General features: G+C 69.3%; 16 protein-coding genes. 7 read left to right on the top strand and 9 right to left on the bottom strand.

Translation table 11 applies throughout. The annotated features are described in order from the left end of the window. Nucleotides 1-356: 356 nt before the first annotated feature. From NMI01S_RS28540 to NMI01S_RS28530, 3 genes are all read left to right on the top strand, one after another. Nucleotides 357-1,142 (top strand): maleylpyruvate isomerase N-terminal domain-containing protein, encoded by a 786-nt coding sequence (locus tag NMI01S_RS28540; protein WP_063001807.1) that lies wholly within the window; start codon nt 357-359, stop codon nt 1,140-1,142. Nucleotides 1,143-1,259: 117 nt separating this feature from the next. Beyond that, entirely contained in the window at nt 1,260-2,063 is an 804-nt protein-coding gene (locus NMI01S_RS28535) for an SAM-dependent methyltransferase (protein WP_084513353.1), read from the top strand. Between the two features lie 31 nt (nt 2,064-2,094). After that, nucleotides 2,095-3,390, top strand: a complete 1,296-nt coding sequence (locus NMI01S_RS28530) for a sensor domain-containing diguanylate cyclase (protein ID WP_063001806.1) — start codon at nt 2,095-2,097, stop codon at nt 3,388-3,390. Here the strand turns inward: NMI01S_RS28530 and NMI01S_RS28525 are convergent. Then, complete coding sequence (locus NMI01S_RS28525) at nt 3,384-3,824, bottom strand: MerR family transcriptional regulator (RefSeq protein ID WP_063001805.1); 441 nt, start codon at nt 3,822-3,824, stop codon at nt 3,384-3,386. The two genes, NMI01S_RS28530 and NMI01S_RS28525, sit on opposite strands and share 7 nt — an antisense overlap. A gap of 156 nt (nt 3,825-3,980) precedes the next feature. Between NMI01S_RS28525 and NMI01S_RS28520 the strand changes: the two genes are divergently transcribed. Together NMI01S_RS28520 and NMI01S_RS28515 are read left to right on the top strand one after the other, a co-directional pair. After that, nucleotides 3,981-4,880, top strand: coding sequence for an MBL fold metallo-hydrolase (locus tag NMI01S_RS28520; RefSeq protein ID WP_245717068.1), 900 nt, complete (start codon nt 3,981-3,983; stop codon nt 4,878-4,880). Nucleotides 4,881-4,997: 117 nt separating this feature from the next. Then, nucleotides 4,998-6,119: an aminotransferase class V-fold PLP-dependent enzyme gene (locus tag NMI01S_RS28515; protein ID WP_063001803.1), complete on the top strand. Its 1,122-nt coding sequence runs from the start codon at nt 4,998-5,000 to the stop codon at nt 6,117-6,119. A 130-nt stretch (nt 6,120-6,249) separates the two neighbouring features. Here the strand turns inward: NMI01S_RS28515 and NMI01S_RS28510 are convergent, their stop codons facing one another. The 5 genes from NMI01S_RS28510 to NMI01S_RS28490 form a co-directional block, all read right to left on the bottom strand. Then, a complete protein-coding gene (locus NMI01S_RS28510) occupies nt 6,250-8,745 on the bottom strand; it encodes an ATP-binding protein (RefSeq protein ID WP_063001802.1) in 2,496 nt (831 codons plus the stop codon). Further along, nucleotides 8,742-10,115: a LuxR C-terminal-related transcriptional regulator gene (locus tag NMI01S_RS28505; RefSeq protein ID WP_063001801.1), complete on the bottom strand. Its 1,374-nt coding sequence runs from the start codon at nt 10,113-10,115 to the stop codon at nt 8,742-8,744. Before NMI01S_RS28505 ends, NMI01S_RS28510 begins: the two co-directional genes overlap by 4 nt. A gap of 64 nt (nt 10,116-10,179) precedes the next feature. Further along, nucleotides 10,180-10,764, bottom strand: coding sequence for a dihydrofolate reductase family protein (locus tag NMI01S_RS28500; protein ID WP_063920898.1), 585 nt, complete (start codon nt 10,762-10,764; stop codon nt 10,180-10,182). 122 nt (nt 10,765-10,886) lie between these two features. After that, entirely contained in the window at nt 10,887-11,396 is a 510-nt protein-coding gene (locus NMI01S_RS28495) for a hypothetical protein (RefSeq protein ID WP_063001800.1), read from the bottom strand. A 142-nt stretch (nt 11,397-11,538) separates the two neighbouring features. Next, complete coding sequence (locus NMI01S_RS28490) at nt 11,539-12,273, bottom strand: MerR family transcriptional regulator (protein WP_063001799.1); 735 nt, start codon at nt 12,271-12,273, stop codon at nt 11,539-11,541. A 117-nt stretch (nt 12,274-12,390) separates the two neighbouring features. Between NMI01S_RS28490 and NMI01S_RS28485 the strand changes: the two genes are divergently transcribed. Further along, a complete protein-coding gene (locus NMI01S_RS28485; RefSeq protein ID WP_063001798.1) occupies nt 12,391-12,756 on the top strand; it encodes a DUF1707 SHOCT-like domain-containing protein in 366 nt (121 codons plus the stop codon). A 6-nt stretch (nt 12,757-12,762) separates the two neighbouring features. On the opposite strand, the gene NMI01S_RS28480 is transcribed toward NMI01S_RS28485, so the two are convergent. Beyond that, nucleotides 12,763-14,985: a serine/threonine-protein kinase gene (locus NMI01S_RS28480; RefSeq protein ID WP_245717067.1), complete on the bottom strand. Its 2,223-nt coding sequence runs from the start codon at nt 14,983-14,985 to the stop codon at nt 12,763-12,765. A 334-nt stretch (nt 14,986-15,319) separates the two neighbouring features. After that, complete coding sequence (locus NMI01S_RS28475) at nt 15,320-16,870, bottom strand: amino acid permease (RefSeq protein ID WP_063001796.1); 1,551 nt, start codon at nt 16,868-16,870, stop codon at nt 15,320-15,322. Between the two features lie 182 nt (nt 16,871-17,052). Between NMI01S_RS28475 and NMI01S_RS28470 the strand changes: the two genes are divergently transcribed. Beyond that, entirely contained in the window at nt 17,053-18,252 is a 1,200-nt protein-coding gene (locus NMI01S_RS28470) for an SPFH domain-containing protein (protein WP_063001795.1), read from the top strand. 100 nt (nt 18,253-18,352) lie between these two features. Here the strand turns inward: NMI01S_RS28470 and NMI01S_RS28465 are convergent, their stop codons facing one another. Then, entirely contained in the window at nt 18,353-23,269 is a 4,917-nt protein-coding gene (locus NMI01S_RS28465; protein WP_063001794.1) for an NAD-glutamate dehydrogenase, read from the bottom strand. Nucleotides 23,270-23,271 lie beyond the last annotated feature (2 nt).

Raw genomic sequence — 23,271 nt, 5'->3', positions numbered from 1 at the left:
GACAAGTCCACATCGCGCGTGCTGCCCGGGCCCCGGTCGGCACGTGGGCAACAGCTCAGCGAACCAGCCGCTCCGGGAACGGCCACCTCGGCCGCGTGCACACGTGACCTGGCGAGTCCTCGAGGTTCGGCCAGTCGGCACGGTGGGGAGTCCGCCGCAATGTTTCGGCGAACCAGTGGTCGCGGCCCCGTCTCCAGCACGCGGCGACTGTCACCGGCCGCCACCCGCGAGGCCCCGTGCGGCTGTGTCTCTGCGCCGGTCAGAGGCCGAAATCGGTGTGCGCTCTGGTCCCCGGCGACCACGAACCGGTAGCGTGCGCTGTTCATGAGGAGTTCGGTGGTCGTCGAGGTCTGCCGGTGAGTTCGCGATATCTGCCCGGTTTGAGCGAAGAGCGCCGCGCGGTGATCGAATTCTGCGGGGAGTTGACCGAGGAGCAGTGGGCCGCGCCCAGTGCGGCCGCCGGATGGTCGGTGGCCGAGGTCGTCATCCACATGACGACGGGAGTGCGCGCCCTGCTCACCCCGAGTGCCGCCGCCATCGTCGCCACCCGCGATCTGGAGCGCCTGAACGAACAGCTGGTGGACGAAAAGCGTTCCCACACAACGCGTCACGTGCTCCCGGAGTTCGACACCTGGTCGCGGCGCGGTGTGCGGGCGCTGCCCCTGTTCACCGCGGCGGGAATACGGCGCATCCCGCTGCCGATCGGTGAGCTGGGCTGGTATCGGCTGGATCTGATTCCGGCGATGCTCCTCTTCGACTGGCACACGCATCTGCGCCACGACATCGCACCCGCGCTCGACCTTCCCCCGCCACCCACCGACGCCCTGCGCATGAACGCCATCCTGACCTGGCTCACCGTATTGCTGGAACATTCCCACCGCGAGGCGCTGAGCTGGCTCGACGCCCCGGTGGCACTGACTTTCACCGGCCCCGGCGGCGGCACCTGGCGGATCGAGCCGCGCGGCGGGCGGCTGCGGGTGCGGCCCGGCCGGGCCGCCGGCGCCGCCGCCCACATCGCCGCACTGGCGCTGGAGTTTCCGCAGTGGGGCACCCGGCGGCTGCCGTGGCGGGCGGGCGCCGTCGCGATCACCGGCGACGCCGAGCTCGGCGCCCGCGTACTCGACTCGATCAATCTGGTCTGAGCGGCCGATGTGTGTCCGCCGACCGGCCCGGCGTGGGCGTACAGTTGGGCTTCGACAAGATCGGCCCCGGACCCTCCGTCCGGCGGGCCGATTCTCGATCGGCAAGAGGGGATTCGAGTGGACAGGCCAGCGTGGGCGCCCGAGGGCGTGGATATGCAGCGGCCCAGCCCGGCCCGGATGTACGACGCGCTGCTGGGGGGTTCCCACAATTTCGAAGTGGACCGATGGGCCGCGGCGGAGGGGCGCAAGCTGGTGCCGGATCTACCGCGGCTGGCATTGAGCAACCGCGCTTTCCTGCGCCGAGCGGTCCGATTCATGATCGACTCCGGGATCCGGCAGTTCCTCGACATCGGATCGGGCATTCCCACTGCGGGGAACGTGCACGAGGTCGCGCAGGACATCGATCCCTCGATCCGTGTTCTCTACGTCGACATCGACCCGGTCGCGGTCACCCATGCGGCCACCATCCTGCACGGCAACGACCACGCGGGCGCCATCGAGGCGGATCTGCGCAAGCCGGAGGAACTGCTCACCCGCGCCCGCGAGACCGGCCTGATCGACTTCGAGCGTCCCGTCGGTCTGCTGCTGGTCGCCGTGCTGCATCTGCTGCAGGACGAGGAACGTCCGCGCGAGCAGGTCGCCGCGTTGCGGGCAGCCGTGGCGCCGGGCAGCTATATCGCGATCTCCCATCTGTCCTCGGCACACCGTCCGGAGGCGGCCGCCCGGATTCACGAGGAGTCGACCAGCGGCGTCGGAATTCGTTTTCGCGACCGCGCATCCATCGTCGACATGTTCACCGGCTGGGAACCGGTCGAGCCGGGCGTCGTCGAACTACCGCTGTGGCGCCCGGAATCCGAGCGTGACCTGCACGAAACGCCGGGACGCTCGCTCGGTTTGGGCGGCGTGGGACACAAGGTGTGACGGGGTCCACGAGATAGGCAGGGGTTGCAGGGTGGGTTCGCAGGAGTTGGCGGCGCGGTGGGCCGACGCACTCGACGGAGTGGTCGCGCCGACGCTGACGCGAACCGAGATCGAGGCCCTGCTCGCCGGCCTGTGTGAGGAACTGCTCGGCGCGCTGCGCGGCACCGCCGGCCTCGACGCGGCCCGGCTGGCCGCCTCGTCGCTGGTCGCCGCGAATTATCGCGACGATGCCGCGGTGAGCCGATCGGTCGCGGTGATCTGCCGCGATATGGTCGCCGAGATCTGCCCGGACCCCGGCGACCCCGGCTACGAGACCGTGCGCGACCGCGCCGTCACCGTGGCCGGAGAGTTCGCCGCCGGATTCACCGCGGCGCTGCGCGGCGCCGCCCTGGCCGAGCAGGAGACCACGCTGAGCGCCGCCCTGGCCGCGGTCCGTGAGGAACAGGCGCGGCGGCAACTGTCGGAGGCCCGGTTCGGCGCCATCTTCGCCGGCGCCTCGGTGGGAATCGGCACCATCGACGCCGAGACCGGCAGGGTCCGCGACGTGAACGCCGCCTTCGCCGAGATGCTCGGGGTGCCGATCGACCTGATAATCGGCCGGTCGGTGGCGGCGGTGCTCGGCGAGGACAACATCGGTGAGGCCTACACCCAGTTCCAGCAGTTGCTGACCGGCGGCCTGGACCGGTTCCGGATGGAGACCTCACTCACCCGGCCCGACGGCCACCACTCCGATATCGACCTGTCCATGTCGGTGGTGCGGGACGCGCGCGGCAGCGTGCGATTCCTCATCGGGGTGGCCGTCGACATCACCGAACGCAAGGCGCTGGCCGACCGGCTCTGGTACGAGGCCCATCACGACGACCTGACCGGGCTCGCCAACCGGCTGCTGTTCTTCGACCGGCTCGCGCGGGCCGAGCCGCCCATCGGCCTGTGCTATCTCGACCTGGACGGGTTCAAGGAGATCAACGACGACTACGGCCACACCATCGGTGATCGCGTGCTGCGCACGGTCGCCGAGCGGCTGGGAGCGGCCGCCGCGCCCGACGGACTGGCCGCACGGATCGGCGGCGACGAGTTCATCGTGCTGATCGAGCGGTGCACGGGTGAGGCGCGACTGGTCGACATGTCGGCCCGGCTGCTGGCGGCACTCGGCGAACCGGTGGGGGTGGCCGGCGGGTCGATCACGGTGGGCGCGTCGATCGGAACCGCGCTGGTCACCAGGCAACCCGAGGCGGTCGACGATCTCATGCATGCGGTCGACACCGCGATGTACCGCAACAAGACCGCGCGGCAGCGTCCCGGCAGCCGGTCACGCCTGCATCAGTGAGCGGCCGGCGTCGGGTGGGCTCGATCCGCGAGTTCGTGCCGGTCTCGCTCGTCGCCGTACGCGGCGAGGAAACCGGAGCAGTCGGGGCATTCGGCGAGGATCGGATGCCGGCAGTCGAGGATGTGCGCGAGGAAACGATCGGTGGCCTCGAACAGGTCGATGCGGCGGCGCAACCGGGCCCGCTCGTCGCCGATCAGGGCCAGCCGCTCGTCGCGCCCGGAGAGGCCGAGTTCCCGGATCCGGCGCAGCGACAACCCGGTGCGCTGCAGGGTGCGGATCAGCCGTGCCCGGTCGAGAGTCTGCTCGTCGTAGGCGCGATGCCCGGAGGGACTGCGGGCCGGATGCAGCAGCCCGACCGATTCCCAGTGGCGCAGCACATGCGCCTCGACTCCGACCACCACGGCGGCGTCGCCGATCTTCAGTCCCTCGTCCATCGCCGGCCTCACCCCTTTACTTCATGTCGACCTTAAGTTTTATCGTGCCACAACACGTGGCGACGATCCCGTCGTTCGCGGCCCCCCACAGAACGGACGAATGACATGCCGGATCCGGTGAAGGCACCGAGTGTGCTCGAATGCTGCACTGCCGCAGTGGGTTCCGTGCGCGGGCTGATGCTGCCCCGCCGGCTCGATCGGCGCTTGCTGGCCTCGCTCCCCGACGCCGGGCTGCCCGAGCCCCGAGGCGTCGTCTCGGTGCGCTCGCTGCCGCAGGTGCCACGCTCGGTGCCGACGGCGGCGGTCGTCGAGGGAACGTTCACCCCGCGACGTATCGACAACGCGCTGACCGCCTTCGTCGTCGAACATCCGCAGGCCCGGTTCGTGGTCGACCCCGGCGTCTGCCTGGATGCCGAACGGCGGGCGATCGCGCAGCTCCCGGCGGTCCTGCGGGTCGCGGTGCGGCCCCCGGCGGCCACCGTGGCGACCGTCGACTCGCTGCGTGAGCACGACCCGCGACCGCTGGATTTCGCGCTGCCCACCCACGCGCATTGGGATCATGTGTGCGGTCTGCTGGATCTGCCGGGATTGCCCGTCCACATGCATCGCGTCGAGCAGCGGTGGATCATGACCGGGCCGGTCGCGCCGGTCGGCGGCGTGCGCGATGCGCTGCGGGAGCGGCCGGTGGTCGAATACGACCTCGACGGACCGCCGGTGCTGACGTTCACCGCGAGCCACGATCTGTTCGGTGACGGGACCGTGGTGCTGGTGGATCTGGCCGGGCACACCCCTGGGAGTATCGGCGTGCTCGCCCATACCCGGCGCGGCTGGGTACTGCTCGCCGGCGATGCCGCCTGGCATCATCTGCAGATCGACAAGGTCCGCCAGAAGGCAAGCTACCCGGGCGGTTTCGCCGATGACGATCGCGATCTGACCTTCCGGACCCTGCACCGGCTGCACCTGGTGCGCACGACGGTGACGGTGGTGCCGACCCATGACCACGCGGCCGCCCAGCGGTTGCGGTCCGAGGAGGCGGGCGCGGCGCACGGCAGCTGAGGGCACCGCGGGCGGCCTCCGCTGCGGGCGGTCGCGGGAGAATCGGCACCTTCGAGCGGTCCAGCGGGCCCCGTCTGGCTATGGACCGGCGGGCCACTCGCTCGCGACCATGGCCTCATGACCTCCTCGGCGTATGTTCCCGCTCTGGCCGGCCACGAATTCGCGGTCGACACCACCTACCTCGACACCGCCTCGTACGGCATTCCGCCGGTCCGCGCGTTCACCGCGGTGCGTGCGGTCCTCGACGGGTGGGCGAGCGGGCATCGCGCACCCTCGCGCTACGACGATCGGGTGGATCGGCTGCGCGCCGCTTATGCCCGCCTGCTCGACGGTGCGACGGCAGCCGATGTGGCGATCGGCAATTCGGCCGCCGCTCTCATCGGACCGGCCGCGGCGGCACTGGCTCCCGGCTCCGAAGTGCTGGTCGCCGCGGGCGATTTCGCGTCCGTGCCGAACCCGTTCCGCTACCGCGGGGATCTGCGGGTGCGCACGGTGGAACTGGAGCGACTCGCCGAGGAGGTACGGCCGGACACCGCGCTGGTGGCGTGCAGTCTCGTCCAGTCCGCCGACGGCCGGACGGTCGACGCGGCGCGGCTGCGCGCGGCCACCACGGCGCACGACGCGCTGCTGCTGTTCGATGTCTCGCAGGCCGCGGGCTGGTTGCCGCTGCGATTCGCCGATGCCGACATCTGGGTGTGCGCGAGTTTCAAATGGCTGCTCGGCGCCCGCAGCGTCGGGCTGCTGGCGATCCGGCCGGAGATCGCCGACCGGGTGCGCCCGCATGCGCCGGGCTGGTACGCGGCCGCCGACCGCTGGGCGGAAATGTATGCGCCGCAACGGCTCGCCGACACCGCGCGCCGCTTCGACGCCACGCCCGATTGGCTCGGTGTGGTGGGCGCGCTGGCCGGGGCGGAACTGCTGGAGGAGTTGACCGTTCCGGCGGTTCAGGCCCACGATCTGGCGTTGGCCGACCGCTTCCGCGCCGGCTTGGACGACCTCGGCTTCACACCCGTTCCCGGACGAGCGCCGATCGTGTCGATTCCGGGCGCCGCGGCCGCCGCGGAGGCCCTGGCCGAGGCCGCGGTGGTGACCACGGCCCGAGCGGGCGCGCTGCGGGTGTCGTTCCACGTCCACAACGACTCCGACGATGTCGACCGCGCCCTGAAAGCCTTGGGCGACAGTCGGAGTCGAGACCGGGTCACCGAGTCCCTCGGCGGTCCGGGAATCGCGCACCCGTGAAAACACGCGTGGCGAGCCGTTGACCGGCGGTACCGGATACGAACGGCCACCGGCGGAAACGGTTCGTCGCGGCGATCGCGTGCGCCCAGCGACAGATCCGGACAGTGCTCCGCCGCAGTATCTTTCGACATCAGAGGGTTCGGCGCAGGCGTCCCGGTGGCTGCCGCGATTCGGCACGCACGCGATCGCGCAAGCCGCCCGGAATGCGGTGGATGATCGCCGAGCGGTCCGCGGCCGCGAGCTTCCGGCGAATGGTCGCGACCTGGGCGTCGACCGTGCGGACCGATGTCCCGCGGCGCACGGCGACCGCGCTGTTGGTCCACCCGGCGGCCACCAGGATCGCGATCTCACGTTCGGCGGGTGAAAGTTCCTGCCAGCGTGCATCGTCCGGGCCGGCGTCGGCGTCCTCGACGATCTCCAGCCGTCCGAGGAAATACCGCTGCAGTTCGTTCTCCTGCGGCCGCATCCGCCCACCGCGACGCACCGCGGCGGCGTAGCGCTGGTCGCCCAGCACCGCGGTCGCGGCCGTACGCGCGGCCACCGATCCCTCCACCACCAGCGGCACCCGGTCCGAGGCGATCCCCATCGAACGATGCAACGCGGCGGTACCGCCCTGCAGGTAGGCGATCTCGCGCGCGGCGGCGGCGAGTTCGCCCGGGCGCGCACCGGATTCGATACGCCGCGACAGGATCGTGGCCAGCGCGACGGTGCAGAAGTGGATGATCCAGCCCGCGGTCCAGGTATCCCCGCGATCGAGATGCGCGGCCACCGCCGCCCGGCCCCGGCGCACGGCGTCCGCGGGGTCGCCGTGGCGGATGGTGGCGACCAGTTCCGCGAACTCGGCCCAGGACACCGCCCAGGCCGCATCCGTTTTCGCCGCGTCGTGCAGATGGCGGCGCACCACCCGCCCGGCGACCTCCGGAGTCGCCAGGCTGGCGGCCGCGAGCACGGTGAACAGATCGCTGCGCTGGGTGCCGCCGCGATCGCCGACGGCCGCGAACTTGCGGCGGGCGCGCGACAACACATCGATCGCGCGCAGGTCCAGGCGCACCAGGAACAGTTCCAGCCCCCAGGTGAATTCGACCTGGGCGGGCAGACCGATGTCGTCGGCGGTGTGCTCACGCCATTCCCCGCGCAGCACCGGATCGGTGAGACATTCGGCAGCACATTCGCCGAGGAGCCGGGAGGTGTAGTCGAACCGGCCCTGCCACACCGCGATCCAGCCGATCAGCGCCTTGGCCGAGATCCGCAGCGACGACAACGCCGGATCGTCGCCGATCACCGCGAGGGCGCGCTCCGTGAGCCCGGTGACCGCGCGGTTGGTGCCGGTGAGGAACGGCACCCGCAACGCCATGACCACGGTGGCGATCTCGAGTCCGATCACGGCCTCGCCCGGATCGGCGAGGCTGGTCTCCACCGCGAGCAGCACGTCGTTCCAGGCCGCGCGGACCCAGTCGATCCACTCCATCTCGTCCGGGCCGTACCACATCGCCTGTCCGGCAACGACTTTGTCGCGGAAGTAACGGCGATGGCGGGCGGGCACGCCGGACGGTGCGGCCGAACCGTCCGGCCGCTCCTGCAGCCGGGCGCGCGCGAACGCTCGCACGCTCTCGGGCAGGAAATAGCGCACCGAGGTGGCCGTCATGCGGGTCGACACCAGCGACCGTTCCACCAGTCGCTCCAGCGTGGCGGCGATGACCGGCTCGGGCAACGCCTCGTCGGCGCAGACCTGCGCCACCGCGCTGTATTCGATTCCGCCGCTGCGGGTTTCCTCGTCGCCGGGGTCGAATCCGGCGGCGAAAACCGACATCCGGTCCAGCAGCAGGCGTTCGGCGTCGGTGCACAGTCCGTAGGACCAGGCGATCACGTCGCCGACGTTGCGGTGTCGCTCGTCGGCACCGGCCCGCACGCCCGACGACCAGCGCATCCACGCGTCGGAGTCGGTGCCGGTGAGATCGCGCAGCACCTCGGCGACCGGGCGGTAGCGCAGCCGGGCCGCGGCGAGACGGATGAACAGCGGATTGTTGTCCACGCGCCGGCAGATCCGGGCGGCCAGTTCCAGAGTGGCGGGCTCCGCGCCGATCGGCCGGCCGGTCAGTTCCGCGCGCCGCCGGAACAGTTCCAGCGCATGATCGTTGGCGAGTGGCGGCACCGGCACCAGCCGCTCGTCGGTCCAGCCGATCGGTTCCCGGCTGGTGGCCACGACGGTGACGTCCGGATTCACGCTCAGCAACTCGACGATCAGCCGCGCCACCGGGTGCAGGACGTGTTCGCAGTTGTCGAGGACGAGGATGGTGCGAGCGGGGCCCAGCGAGGCGAAGGCGTCGAGCAGGCAGTCCTCGGCGCTGCGGCCGGTGGGGTCGGTCGGTGCGACGGTTCGCACGATCTCCTCGGCGACCGCCTCGACGCCGGCGCCGGTTTCCAGCCGCGCCAGCCGCACCCACAGCACCTGATCGCGACCAGGCCGCTGGGATCGGCGCAATGCCTCGGTGGCCAGCGTCGTCTTACCGATCCCACCCGGCCCGAGCAGGGTGATCAACCGGGGCCCACCGGGGTCGAGCAATTCGGCGATGCTGCGCAGTTCCGCGGTCCGGCCGACGAATTGGGATATCCACGGTGTGGTCACGACCGGGCCGTCTCGCGCCGGGTCCGGGCCTCGGATCGCATCCGCTCCCGAGCCTCGGCGGGCAGATGCCGGGCGATCTGCCCGCGGGAGGTGATCTGCAACTTCTGCCGGACCATCGCCACCTGCGCATCGACCGTGCGCACCGAACTGTGGCGGCGCACGGCGATCGCGCTGTTGGGCCAGCCCGCGGCCGCCAGCACCGCGACCTCACGTTCCGCCCGCGACAGGCTCTCCCAGCGATCGGACTCGGGCCGCGGCGCCGCCACCGCGGCGACCGGCGCTTGTGCCGTGGCGACACAGGGCTGCTGCGGCAGCGCCGACCCCTCGGCGCGGCGCACCTCGAGCCGGCGCAGCTGCAGATGCCGGGCGGCGAGCCGATTGGCCTCGAGCGGATCACGCCGATGCAGTTCGGCGCGCGCGACGAGGCGGACACATTCGGTGAGGTACCACCGCGCCGAGGTGGCCGTCAGCCGCACGATCACCAGCGAACGTTCCACCAGCCGATCCAGTGCCGATTCGATCGACGCCGCCGGCAACGCGTCGTCGGCACAGATCGCCACGATCGCCTCCCGGTCGGCTCCGCCGCCCGCGGAACCGCCCGGAAATACCGACAAACGTTGCAGCAGAAGAGATTCCGTCGGTGTACAACGACTCGTGGACCACGCGATGTTGGCGCCGATATCGCGGTGGCGCGCTTCGACCCCCACCCGGGCACTGTCGGACCACTGCAGACGGCGGTCGTAGGCATCGCCGCTCACCTCGTGCAGGACGATGGTGGGCGGATTGTGCCGCAATCTGATCGCGGCGAGCCGCAGACCGAACGGATTGTGGCTCATATGGGCACAGATCCGCCGGAGGATATCCTCGTCGTCGCCGTCGGCGGTGCGGCCGGTGAGCTCCATGCGAATTCGCAGCAGCCGCAAGGCCTGTGCGGGATCCAGCGACGGCACCGGAACGAGTTGTTCGTCGATCCAGCCGATCGGCTCACGACTGGTCGCCACGACGGTCAGTGCCGGGTCGGCCTCGAGCAGGTCCGCGAGCTCGATCGCGAGAGCGGTCACCAGCCGATCGCAGCTGTCCAGGACCAGGACGTGCGGGGTGCCGTCCGGCCGGGCGGCGAGATCGCGGAGCTCGGCGATCGCGGTCTCGGCGTCCAGTTCCGCCAGCGCCAGCCAGCGCGTGGGTAGGTCGACATCGCGGCGCAGCGCTTCGATGGCCAGCCTGGTTTTGCCGATGCCGCCGGGACCGGTCAGGGTGATCAGCCGCGCGCCACGCGCGATCAGCGCTGCTATCCGCTCCCGCTGGGCGGACCTGCCCACGAACTCACTGCTGGTGGCGGGCAGTACACCGAGACGCGATCGTTGGAACATAGTAGGAACAAGTTAGCCCACCGTGCCCCCGTCGCGTGTCCGGATTCGATACCGCGATCTGCGACTACCCCGTTCGCGCGACCGGCGTGGCCTGCTGATAATGCATCTGCACGACCGCACTGTCGAAGGTCATGATGTCCACCAGCTGCAGTCCCGCCGTGTCCAGCGGTTTCGGGAACAGCGGCACGCCCCCGCCGAGCAGCAGCGGATGCACGAACAGCCGGTATTCGTCGACGAGATCATGTTCCAGAAAGTACGAGGCGGTCTGGGCGCCGCCGAAGACCACGACGGGTCCGGTGGAGGCCGCCCGCAGTGCGCCGATCTCGGCGATCGGATCGGCACCGATCACCCGGGTGTTCCAGCCCGGGTCGCGCAGCGTATGGGAGAACACCAGTTTCGGGGTGCGCTTCCAGCAGCGCGCGAATTCGACGTAGAACGGCGAGATGGCCGGATCGGCATCGGCATAGGGCCAGAACGCGGCCATGATCTCGAATGTCTTGCGGCCGTAGACGAACACCTCGGCCGCCCGCAGTTCGTCCAGGAAGGACTCACACAGCTCTTCGTCCACCACCGGCCAGTGAATTTCCTGGTCGGGCCCCTCCGCGTATCCGTCGAGCGACATCTGCATCCACAGTGTCACGCCTGCCATCGCTCACCCATCTGCCGTTACCTGCCGACGTGTGATTGTTCCCCCGGCTGGGGGCGGCGCGCATCGGTAATGTTCGGGCGCACCTACTTAAGTAGGTCGCGCCCGATACCTAATGTTGCGGGTCAGAGCAGTTCGCCGTCGCGGCACAGGCTCGACGAGCGCCAGGTCGGCGCCGGGCCTTCGTCCTCGAAACGCCATTGGGAGATCGGCCCGGCCGCGCGCCAGTAGAGGCCGCCCGAGGCCGGAACCGCCTCGTACACATCTTCGGTTCCCGCGATCAGCTGGTTGCCCACGCAGTAGTCGTTGTAGGAGGTGCCCGGCTGGCGCGCACCGGGACTGAAGCGTCCGGCCGGATTGCCGAGCGCGCCCGGATTGGCCACGGTGTCGGCGCGGTGGGACGGACCGTCCGCATTCCACCGGGCGGCGCCGAAAAGGTCGCTGCGGCAACTGAATGCCCAGCCGCCGGCATGCACCTGGGCCCCGGGGGCGAAGGCGGCGCCGGCCCACAGACAGTACGGTCCGGGCGCCTGCGCCGCGGCCGGACCGGCGGACAGGCCCACGACCGCCGCACCCGCGACGGTCGCGGCCAGCAGCAGGGCTCGGGTGGTGCGGGCAAGGGTGGCTGCGGTCATCGGTGTGTCTCCGTTCAATCGTGCACTCCCGACGCTGAGGTCAGAAGTATCGGCCACACCACTAATGTACCGTTAGACAACGGCACGTTATACCGCGAAATATTCCCACCATTGGGGGGGAAGAGATTGTCGCGAAGAACGCTCAGGAGTCGGCGAGCGCTTCCTTCAGCGCGCTGTCCTGATCGAGATATCGGGCCACGAAACGGCCGATCAGTTCGGCGCCCGCCTGCGCCGGGACGGTCCTGATCACCTCCGAGCCCGCGGCCAGCCCGGCCACGTCCGCGGGTGTGCCCGCGGAGTCCTGGAAGCCGGTCCACACCGTGCGCTGGAACAGGTCCGCGAAGCGACGCGCGATCCGGTCGCACTCGGTCGCCAGCCGCTCGAATTCGGCGATGATCTCCGGCTCCGGCACGCCCGCGGCGGACAGGCGGTCGGCGGCCTGCAGCAGCATCGGATCGGCGGCACGGTAGGTGCTGGCGTCGACCGGTTCGTAGAGGCCGAGCGCGACGACCCGGGCCAGCCCGTTGGGTACCTCGTGCAACCGCTGCGCCAGATCGGTCGCGGCGATCGTCGCACCGGCCGGCGATTCGGCGCCCGACGACACATCGGGCTCCGCGACGCCGAGGATGTCGCCGAGATCGTCACCACGATCCCAGGCGTTGAGCAGTTCCTTGATGCCGTTGAGCTTGATGCCGCGGTCGAGCAACCGGCTGATCGTCCGCACCCGGTTGAGGTGTTCGGCGCTGTAGAAGCCGGTACGACCCTTGACCTGCGGCGGCGGCAGCACGCCGCGCTCGTGGTACACCCGCAGGCTGCGCACGGTGGTCCCCGCCTCACGCGCGAGCTCGTCGATGGTGTACTCGGTCCGGGTCGTCATACATCAAGGAAACCACACCGAAACATGCGCGGATCGAAAGCGTGCGGCGGCATGCCGGTTCCCATCTTTGGCGGTTCGATTGCGATCCGCGGGGGTAGCCGACCTATTCTGCTGTGCATGGACGATATGGCGGACGCGCGCCCCAGCGCCGCCGAGCGAGAGCGCGCACTGCAGGAATTGTCACAGCAACTGGGCGCCGGCAGATTGACCCTGCCCGAATTCGACGAACGCACCGCACTGGCCACCCGGGCCGATACCCGCGTCGAGCTGGCGGCGCTGTTCACCGACCTGCCCGTCGTCACTCCCGATCCGCCCGCCGCTCCCGCGCCCGTCAACCCGCTTCCCTCGCTGGCCGTTCTGGCCGGTGCCATCACGGTCTTCGCGGTGGTGTCGGCGTGGGCGGCCGGAAACTGGCTGTGGCTGTTGCTGATCGCCGCGGCGCCGGTAGCCGTCGTGCTCTGGCGGGTGCGCGGAGTCGCCTGAGCCGGTTCACCACCGGGTGCGTGGACGCACCTGATTGGCCAGATCGACGAGCCGGTAGCGATGCAGCCGACCCGGCGCCGTGCGGGCGAGCGCGCGCAGCGAGGTCTCGAGCCCCAGCTGCAAACCGGATTCGGTGAGCGCGAAGCCGAGCAGGGTCGCATCGGGCCGGCGCGGCTGCCCGCCCGCCCGCAGCCATTCCAGTGCCGCGCCCACCACGACGACCTGCAACTGCAGTACCCGCGGCTCCTCCGGCAGGGCCTCCAGACGGTGTGCGGCCGCGGCGAGATCCTCCTCGGTCACCTCCGCCACCGGTCGCGACACCAGCAGCAGTCCGCCGGTCATGTGCGCGAGCGCGTAGTGCCGGGAGGTCACCGGCACCCGGTCGAGTACCGCGACGGCGTCGAGCAGTTCGCCGTCGGCGGCCAGTCGTCGCGCCAGTCCGAACGCGGCGCTGACCACCCCGTGGTTGGTGCGCCAGACGGTCCGGTAGAAGTCGACCGCGGCCCGGTGCCAGCGATCCGGGTCCGCCGGCAGTTCGAGATGTTGCAGCACCAGTTCGGCGGTGGCCGCCAGCGCGAGAGCCGGGGCGATCTCCCCGGGCAGCATGGCGTGCACGGTGTCGAACTGGGTGTAGGCGTGCTCGAAGGCGCCGTCGAGCAGATCGGCGATACCGCGGTACCAGGTCAGCCGCCAGTCGGCGTCGTAGTCGATCATCAACTCCCGCAACAGGGCCCGCGCCGGCTCCACCTCCCCCAGATCCAGATGGGCGCGCACCGCGGTGAGTGCGCCCTCGAGTTCGAAGGAGCCGGTGTCCGCGAGGACGCCGGAGGCGATCCGATCACGGATGCGCCGCAACGTATCCAGCGCATGCCGCGGATCTCCGTGCAGCAGCGTGGACATCAGTTCGGCACTGGGATCGGTGCTGTCCATCAGGGGAACCGGCAGGGCGGCCACCACCGCGCGCGCCTCGAGGGTCGGCATCCGGTGCCGGCCGTCGACGATGCCGTCGGTCTGACCGATCAGAGTCTCGATGCCGAAATCGCCACGCATGGAACCGAATTCGACCGACGCCTGCGGATGCTCGCGATCGGTGTCGGTGGCCAGCACCATCCGGAGCACGCCGGTGAGCTGGCAGTACATCGAATAGGTGGACGGGAACCGGCGGGCCGGGTCGGGATCGGTGGCGCGGCACAGCAGCCGATACAGCGACGGATAGCGAACCAGCAGCGGATGCGCCTGGGGCCCCGGCATTTCCGGCAGCTGATGGCCGCGCTCGTCGCGCGGCAACTGCATCACCAGAGCCGCCAGGGTGCGGCCGACGGTGTAGATGTCGGAGGCCACGGTGGGCCCGGTCTCGGTGATCTCAGGCGCCTGGAAACCCGGTGTGCCGTAGATACTTCCGAACGACTCCATGGCCGCCACCGCGCCGAGATCGATCAGTTTGACCTCGTCCTCGCTGACCATGATGTTGTCGGGTTTGAGATCGTTGTAGGACAACCCGAACGAATGCAGGTAGTCCAGCGCCGGCAGCACCTCCATCACGTACGCGATCGCCTCGGCCACCGGAATGCGCTGCGGCGCACGCTGATCGAGTACGCGCTTGAGCGACTGCCCGCCGACGTACTCCATCACGATGTAGCCGTCGGCGACATCACGGCCCGGGCCACGGTGCTTGACGAAGTTGTAGATCTTCACGATGCCGGGGTAGGCGACCTCCGACAGGAACTGCCGCTCCGCCAGCGCGACCACGTGCGCCTCGAAATCCTGCGGATTCTGCAGACCCTTCAGCACCACCCAGCGATCGCTGACATTGCGGTCGACGGCCAGGTAGATCCAGCCCAGACCGCCGTGCGCCAGACAGCCCTGCACCTCGTACTGTCCGGCGACGACCTCACCCGGTTGCAGAATCGGCCGGAAGCTGTAGGGCGAGCCGCATTTTCCGCAATCACCCGCCACCTGCCCGGAGCCCGCGTCGTCCGCGCGCCCGACCGGGGAGTTGCATTTCCAGCAGAATCGCTTCTCCTCGGGCACTTCCGGGTCGTCCAGTACCGCGGCGCGCGGATCCACCGAGACCACCCGCGGCATCTCCACCAGACCGGCGCCCAACCGGCGTGGACTCGGCCGCGAGCGCGCGCTGCGGCCGGAGCCGGCCTCGGAGCCGAGCGTATCGACCTCGACATCCGCGGTCACCGGTCCGGAAAGCGGATCCGGCGCGAAACCCGTTGCCACACCGCCGTTTCCGACAGAGTCACCGACGTGGTGTCGCGCGGACGCTTCGCCCGGAGATTCCACCGCGACGCGTAGCCGTTGCGAGGGTTCTGCCCCACCGTTGCGTCGCGTCGCCCACGGATGCGCATCCGGTCCGCGCACCTCACTGCGGCGGATGCGGCGATTCGCCCACGGATGCGGAAGGGGTGTATCGGGTCGCTCCGGCATGAGAAACCTCCCGAGGCCGCTGATGAACCGGGGCCTCATTCTCGTTCCCCGGCCACGGCCCCGCGTTCGCGAACTTCCCAACGCCGGGAACAGCTCCGCCCCGGTGGTACCGGGGCGGAGGCTGTGGCTACTTCTCGGCGTCGGGCGCTGATCCCGGCTCCCCGGATTCGGCTGCCGACTCGGCCGCCTCGTTCTGTAGCGGGCGTTCCGCCAGCACCGGGAACTGTCCGGTGTAGCCGAGGCGTTCGGTAGCCATCGCCAGAACCTTGCGGCGGGCCAGGAACCAGCCCGCGACCAGCGCCGGCAGCATGACGCACACCATGGCCAGCACGGCGAAGCGCTGTACGTCGTCGTCGCTGGCGGCCATCAGGACCACCACCGCCGCCAGGAACACCAGGGTCGCGATGCTGGTGTACGGGGCGCCGATCAACCGGAACGACGGACGCTCCGCCTTGCCGATGCGCGACCAGCGCCACAACTGCAACTGGCACAGGATGATCGCCGTCCACGCGAAGATCGTGCCCAGCGCCGACATGTTCAACACGATTTCGAACGCCTTGTCCGGCACCATCGCGTTGAGTCCCACACCGATCAGCGCGATGCAACCGGTGGCGAGGATCCCGACGTACGGCACACCGGAACTCGACATGCGCGAGGCCAGCTTGGGGGCGCTGCCGTTCATCGCCATCGAGCGCAGAATCCGGCCCGTGGAGTACAGCCCGGCGTTCAGGCTGGAGAACGCGGCGGTCAGCACGACGAGATTCATGATGGACCCGGCGCCGTTCACCCCGAGTTTGGAGAAGAAGGTGACGAACGGGCTCTCGCCGGCGTGGAAGTCGCTGTAGGGCAACAGCAGTCCGAGCAGGACGAGCGAACCGACGTAGAACAGCGCGATCCGGGCGATCACCGAATTGATCGCGCGCGGCATGATCTTCTCCGGATTCTCGGCCTCGCCCGCGGCGGTGCCGATCAATTCGACTGCCGCGTAGGCGAAGACGACGCCGGTGGTGACGGTGACGAGCGGCAGGAATCCGGTCGGGAACAGACCGCCGTGCGCGGAGAGCAGGCTCGGACCGGTGGTCTGGCCGTCCAGATCGAAGCGGCCGCCGAGGATGACCACACCCACGATCAGGAAGGCGACCAGCGCGATCACCTTGATCAACGCCGCCCAGAACTCGAGCTCACCGAACCAGCGCACCGAGATCAGGTTGATGCTCACCACGATCGCCAGCGCGACCAACGCGATGAGCCACTGCGGAATGCTGCGGGTCCCTCCCCAGTAGTGGACATACGTCGCGATCGCGGTGATGTCTACGATCCCGGTCATACACCAGTGGAAGAAGTACATCCAGCCGACGCCGAAAGCCAGTTTCTCGCCGTAGAACTCGCGCGCATAGGAGACGAACGATCCCGAGGAGGGGCGATGCAGCACCAGCTCGCCGAGCGCTCGCAGGATGAAGAAGACGAAGATTCCGCAGACGGCGTAGACGAGGAACAGGCCCGGACCCGCGTCGTGCAGGCGGCCGGCGGCCCCGAGGAACAGGCCGGTGCCGATGGCACCGCCGATGGCGATCATCTGCAGCTGGCGGGGGCGCAGCGATTTGTGATAGCCCGCATCCTCGGCATGCAGCGCGTCCGCGGGCGCCGTCGCCTCCGAGGGAGGTCGAACAGTTGTCATGGGGAGGACCTTTCACGTGACGGCGATCATATCTATGGGCAATGTACCGTCATTCAACGGCACGTTCAATACGTGGGATAGGTTGTAACACAACGGAAATCCCGCCGCCGAGGTCGGCGGTAGACCATACCGATAGGTATCGGTACGCTGGATAACGACAACGGCCGAGGAAGGGCGAGGATATGGCCTGGTTCGAGCGGGAATTCATCGCCGTCCCGGACGGCCGCAAGGACCAGCTGGTCTACAAGTGGCCCGATCTGAACATCCGGCGCTACAGCCGGACGATCGTCAATGCCGATCAGATCGCGCTGTTCGTCAAGTCCGGCCGGGTCGTCGCGACGATGGGACCGGGCCGCCATCGCGTCGACGCCGACGAACTGCCGGTGCTGGGCGCACTGGTGGACTCCGTCACCGGCAACAACTTCTACCGCGCGGAGCTGTATTTCGTTTCCACGCGCGAATTCGCGGGCGTCAGATTCGGCGGCCGGCTCGACGACATCGTCGACCCGGCCAGCGAGCAGATCGTGACGCTGCGGGTCTTCGGCGAATTCGCTCTGGCCGTGCGCGATCCCGCGCAACTGATCACCTCCCTCGTCGGCACCACCGATCTCACCGATCCTGCCGGAATTCAGGCCTGGTGCGCGGATTTGCTGCTCAAGTCGATGAAGATGACCGTGTCGCACGGCATCTCGCAGGGCGACTGGCAGGTGCTCGGCCTCTCGGCGCAACTGCAGTCGATCGAGTCGGCGGTGGTGCGTCAGACCAACCTCACGCTGTACGAGTACGGCATGCGGATCTCGCGCATGGGGAATTTCGACATCACCCTGGCACCCGAGGACGCCGAGCGACTCAAACGACTCGCCAAGGATGTCACCTACATCCGGCTCGCCGGCGATTTCCAGCGTTACGCCGCCGGGGAAATGGCCCTGGGCGCGGGCCAGGGAATGGCGCACGGGCACGGCGGCGGCGAAGGTGGATTCCTCGGCGCCGCACTGGGTCTCAACGCGATCGCCGGCATGGGGCAGCCGTCGACGGTGCCGTGGGCCGCGCAGCAATCCCCGCCTCCGCCCACGTCGCCGTTCGGCCGGCCCGCGGACCGACCGGCCCTGCAACCACCACCCGCGCCGGAGTCGAACACCTCGGCCTCGCTGCCGCCGACAACTACCGCCGGAGCCGACGCATCCGCGACGCCCGGGGGTGACGACGCCACCGCCTCGGAGCAGGTGACCTGCGCATCCTGCGCTACCGGCAATCCCCGCGCCGCGCGATTCTGCATGCACTGCGGCACACGGTTGGCCGCTCCCCCACGCCACTGCGCCGAATGCGGTGCGGAGCTCCCTCCCACCGCCCGCTTCTGCGGCGCCTGCGGAACTCCCGCATAACGACGCCGCCCACCCGATCTCGGGTGGGCGGCGTCGGCGGGGTTCCGGAGCGGGTTCGGGTGTGCCGGTCCCAGGCGGCGCACCCGAACCCACCGGCAGGTCAGCTGGGCACCGTCGCCGTCGTTTCGGCGCTGCCGACCATGCTGCGGACCTGACGTGCGGCCACCGACAGGGTCGCCAGGTCGTGGGCTTCGGAGGTGAAGATCTCCCCGAGTGCCGCGCGGGCACGGCTGAGGCGGGAACGGTTGGTCGATTCCCAGTAGGCGATCTTCTCCTCGGGGGTGTCGACCGGTTCGGTGGTGGTCAGCACGTCGGCGGTGAGCGAGCGCAGCGAATCGTAGAGATCCTCGCGAACGGCCAAGCGCGCCAACGTCTGCCAGCGATCGCCACGGTCCAGCCCCGCCACCGCGGACAGCAGCCGCTGGATGTCGAAGTGGGCGTCCAGCGCGTAGTAGAGCGCGGCCACCTCGTCGGCATCGCGTTCGCAGATGTCGGCGATATCGAGCACGTCCAGCAGCGGGAACCGATGGATCAGCAGGAACACCTCCTCCGCCAGCTCCCGCGGGGCGCCGTGACCGATCGGACCGCCGGAGCGCGACATCAGATCGTCGGCGAGCGCACCGGGCCGCCAGGCCGGCACCCGTGCCGCCAGCGCGCGCACCCCGTCGCGGTAGCGCGCGATACCGGCGCCGACCGCGATCGGCTGCGGCCGGTTGGTCAGCAGCCAGCGCGCCGCCCGATCCAGGGTGCGTTTGGTTTCCATCTCCAGCTCGTTGCGGGCCGCCGCCGGCATCGGCGTCGTGCGGATGCGCTCCCACAGTGCCCGCAGATCGAAGATCTCCACGGCCGCGGTGAAGGCGCGCACCGCGTCGTCGGTGGTGGCCCCGGCCTCCTCGGCGAGCCGGAAGGCGTAGGTGATGCCGCCGTAGTCGACCATATCGTTGACCACCATGGTGGCCAGGATCTCCCGGCGCAGCGGATGGCGGCCGATCGCGGCGCCGAAGCGTTCCCGCAGCGGTGTCGGGAAGTAACCGGGCAGCAGCGCCTCGAACGCACTGCTGTCCAGCAGATCACCGCTGAGCAGATCCGACTTGAGCGAAAGCTTCACGTGCGCGAGCAGATTGGCGAGTTCCGGTGAGGTCAGTCCTGTGCCCGCCGCGGCGCGCCGGTCCAGTTCGGCATCCGAGGGCAATGCCTCGAGCTGCCGATCCACGCCGCGCCGCGTCTCCAGTTCCGCGATCAGCCGCCGGTGCACCCCCACCATGGCGGCCGCGTTCGACCGCGACAGACCCATCCGGAAGTTCTGGGAGATGTTGTCGCGCAACACCAGTGCCGAGACCTCGTCGGTCATCTCGGCCAGCAGGGCGTTACGGTCCGACTCGGCCAGCTCGCCGGCGGAAATGGCCGCTCCCAGAAGGACTTTGATGTTCACCTCGTGGTCGGAGCAGTCCACGCCGGCGGAGTTGTCGAGTGCGTCGGTATTCATCCGGCCGCCGAGTTTGCAGAACTCGATCCGCCCGAGCGCGGTGGCGCCCAGATTGCCGCCTTCGCCGATCACCTTGACCCGCAACAGATCCGCGTCGACCCGCACGGCGTCGTTGGATTTGTCACCCACGTCGGCGTGTGATTCGGTACTGGCCTTGATGTAGGTGCCGATACCGCCGTTCCACAGCAGATCGACCGGCGCCAGCAGGATCGCCCGGATCATTTCCGGCGGCGACAACGTGCTCACGCCCGGATCCAGATCGAGTGCGGCGCGAATCTGCGGCGTGATCGCGATGGCCTTGGCGGAGCGATCGAACACCCCGCCGCCCTCACTGATCAGTGAGGTGTCGTAATCCGCCCACGACGACCGCGCCAACCCGAACAACCGCTTCCGCTCCGCGAACGACGACCCCGCCACCGGATCCGGATCGATGAAAATATGCCGATGATCGAACGCCGCCACCAACCGAATATGCTCCGACAACAACATCCCGTTACCGAACACATCCCCCGACATATCCCCGACACCCACCACCGTGAACTCCTCACGCTGGGTATCGACATTCATCTCCGCGAAATGCCGCTTGACACTCTCCCACGCACCCTTCGCCGTAATCCCCATCGCCTTGTGGTCGTACCCCGCCGAACCACCCGACGCGAACGCATCACCGAGCCAGAAATCGTAGTGCCGCGCAACCTCGTTGGCGATATCGGAGAACGTGGCGGTGCCCTTGTCGGCGGCCACCACGAGATAGGTGTCGTCCCCGTCGCGGCGCACCACCCGCTGCGGCGGGATCACCTCACCACCGGCATGGTCGACATTGTCGGTCAGATCGAGTAGTCCCGAGATGAAGGTGCGGTAGCAGGCGATGCCCTCGGCCTGCATGGCCTGGCGGTCGGCCGCCGCATCACCGGTCGCGGCCGGCGGGCGCTTCACCACGAATCCGCCCTTGGCGCCGACCGGCACGATCACCGCGTTCTTCACCGCCTGCGCCTTCACCAGACCGAGGATCTCGGTCCGGAAATCCTCCAGGCGATCCGACCAGCGCAATCCACCGCGCGCGACCCCACCGAAACGCAGATGCACACCCTCCACCCGCGGCGAATACACGAAGATCTCGAACTGCGGCCGCGGACGGGGCAATTCGGCGATGGCGTGCGGGTCGAATTTGAACGACAGATGTCCGAGCGGATTTCCGTCCTCGTCGCGGCGGAAGTAGTTGGTGCGCAGGGTCGCCGTGATCAGCCCGAGAATCGCCCGCAGAATCCGGTCGGTGTCGAGGCTCACCACGGCATCGATCTCGTCCTGCAGCCGCGACGAGATGGCCGCGGCCCGCGCGGTCGCGACCGGCCCGAGGTGTTCGGGATCGAAATAGGCCTCGAACAATTCGGTGAAGGCGCGCGCGGTGCTCGGCTGCGCCAGCAGCACGCGGGTGATGTTGGCGAAGGTGTAGGCGAATCCCGCCTGCTGCAGATATTTCGCGTAGGCGCGCAGCATCGCGATCTGTCGCCAGTGCAATCCGGCGCGCAGGACGAGTTCGTTGAGTCCGTCGACCTCGCCGTCGCCGAACCACATCGCCGACACGGCCTCCGGCAGGCGTTTGCGGATACTGGTGTCCGGCAGGGATTCCAGCGCCACGGCGCGGTCCAGATCGGCCTCCGGATCGCCCTCGCCGGTGCCACGCAGCGTGTTCGGCGCGACCCGCAGGCCGAAGTCGTAGATCCACCGGGTGCTGTCGCCCGGCAGTTCGAGCCGGTAGGGCTTTTCCTCCACGACCTCGATGCCGAGGCTGTGCAGCAACGGCAGCACCCGGCTCAGCGACACCTCGGTCCCGGCGACGTAGAGCGTGAAGCGCCACTCCCCCGAGGGGGCGCCGGCGGTGCGGTAGAGATCGGTATCGATCTGCCCGTCGGCCAGGCGCTGCAGCCGGCACAGGTCGTCGAGCGCCCGCGCGGGCTCGTATTCCTGCTGATAGGTCGCCGGAAACGCGGTCGCGTAGTCCTGGACGACCGGCGCGGCGATCTCGGCGAGGCCCGCGGCTTCGCTGACCAGCCGGTCGCTCCAGCTGCGGGTGGTCGCGAACAGCAGGTCCTGAATGCGTTCGCGGTTGGATTCGGTGATATCCGCCGGTTCGGCGTCGGCACCACGGTGCACCGTGAAATAGACGACGGCGAGCTCGGATTCGGTGACACGCGCCGAGTAGGCGATCTGCTCGGCGTCGAATTCCCGGCGCAGGATCTCGTGCATCCGCAACCGCACCTCGGTCGAGTAGCGGTCGCGCGGCAGGTACACCAGGCAGTACACGGCGTTGCTGCCCACATCACGGCGCAGGAACAGCCGGATCTGCCGCCGCAGCCCGAGATTCATGACGGCCGAGACGGTTTCGAAGAGGCGGCGCGCGTCGGTGGAGAACAGTTCGACGCGCGGGAAGGTCTGCAACATCTCCAGCAGCGCCTGGCCGGAGAACGAATTCAGCGCCAGGCCAGCCCATTCGATGACCTGGTGGACGCGGCGGGAGATCACCGGGATGTCGAGGATGTTCTCGTGGAAGCCGCTGACGGTGAAGGTGCCCACGAAAACGTGTTCGCCCACCACCTGGCCGGCGACCGAGGGCGTGGTCTCGGCCGCGTAGTCGGCGACGCTGACCACGTACACATCCGGCGAGCCCGGCAGCAGCGAGTCCAGGGAGCCGTTGGACAGCCGCAGGATCTGCTCCGAACCGGGTGCGGGAGCGCCCACGTCCACACCCGAACCGTCGCGCAGCACGCCCAGTCCGGTGCCCGAAACCTGTTGCGGCTCAGGACCGTCGGCGCCGGGATGAACCCGGTAGTAGCCGTATCCCAGCAGGGTGAAGTGCCCGGAGGTCAGCCAGCGCAGCAACTGCGCGCATTCGGCCGCCTCGGTCGCGGACGGTTGCGGTACGGAATCCAGCCGCGCGGCCAGCGTTCCCATCGTGCGGGTCATCGCCTCGGTGTCGTGGGCGACCTGGCGGATCTCGCCGAGCAGGGGTGGCAGCGCCCGCTCGATCCGGTCCAGCACCGCGTCGGAATCCCCGGCACCCAGCTGCACATGGATCCACGACTCGGTGACGACGTTTCCGCTGCCCTCCGATCGGCTCGCCGAATTCGCCTGCGCCACATCGAATCCCTCGCTGGGCGCGATCGCCCGCAACCGGCCGCGCCGATCCCGCAGGACGTCGAAGACCGGATGCACGACCTCGGTCACGGTGGCGCCCAGGCGTTGCAGCGCCGCGGTGAGCGAATCCACCAGCAGCGGCATATCGTCGTTGACGATCTGCAGCGCCGGTCCCAGACCGCTGCCGTCTCCGGCGCGATACAGCCTGGTCACCGCGGTTCCCGGGCGCCGACCCGCGGCCAGCTCCAGATGATGCCGGAAGATCTGCTCGGCACGGTCGGTGATCGTGGGCGCCGCGGCTCCCGGCTGAATCCAGCGGAAGTACACCGCCTCCAGATCTGTCGGATCATCACGGAATCGCTTCCATGAAATCGTCTGCTGGGTAGTTGCCACCATCG

Source organism: Nocardia mikamii NBRC 108933 (assembly GCF_001613505.1).
Classification (GTDB): domain Bacteria; phylum Actinomycetota; class Actinomycetes; order Mycobacteriales; family Mycobacteriaceae; genus Nocardia; species Nocardia mikamii.
Note: the sequence above shows the minus strand (reverse complement) of the source record. Positions and strands in the feature narration are given on the sequence as shown.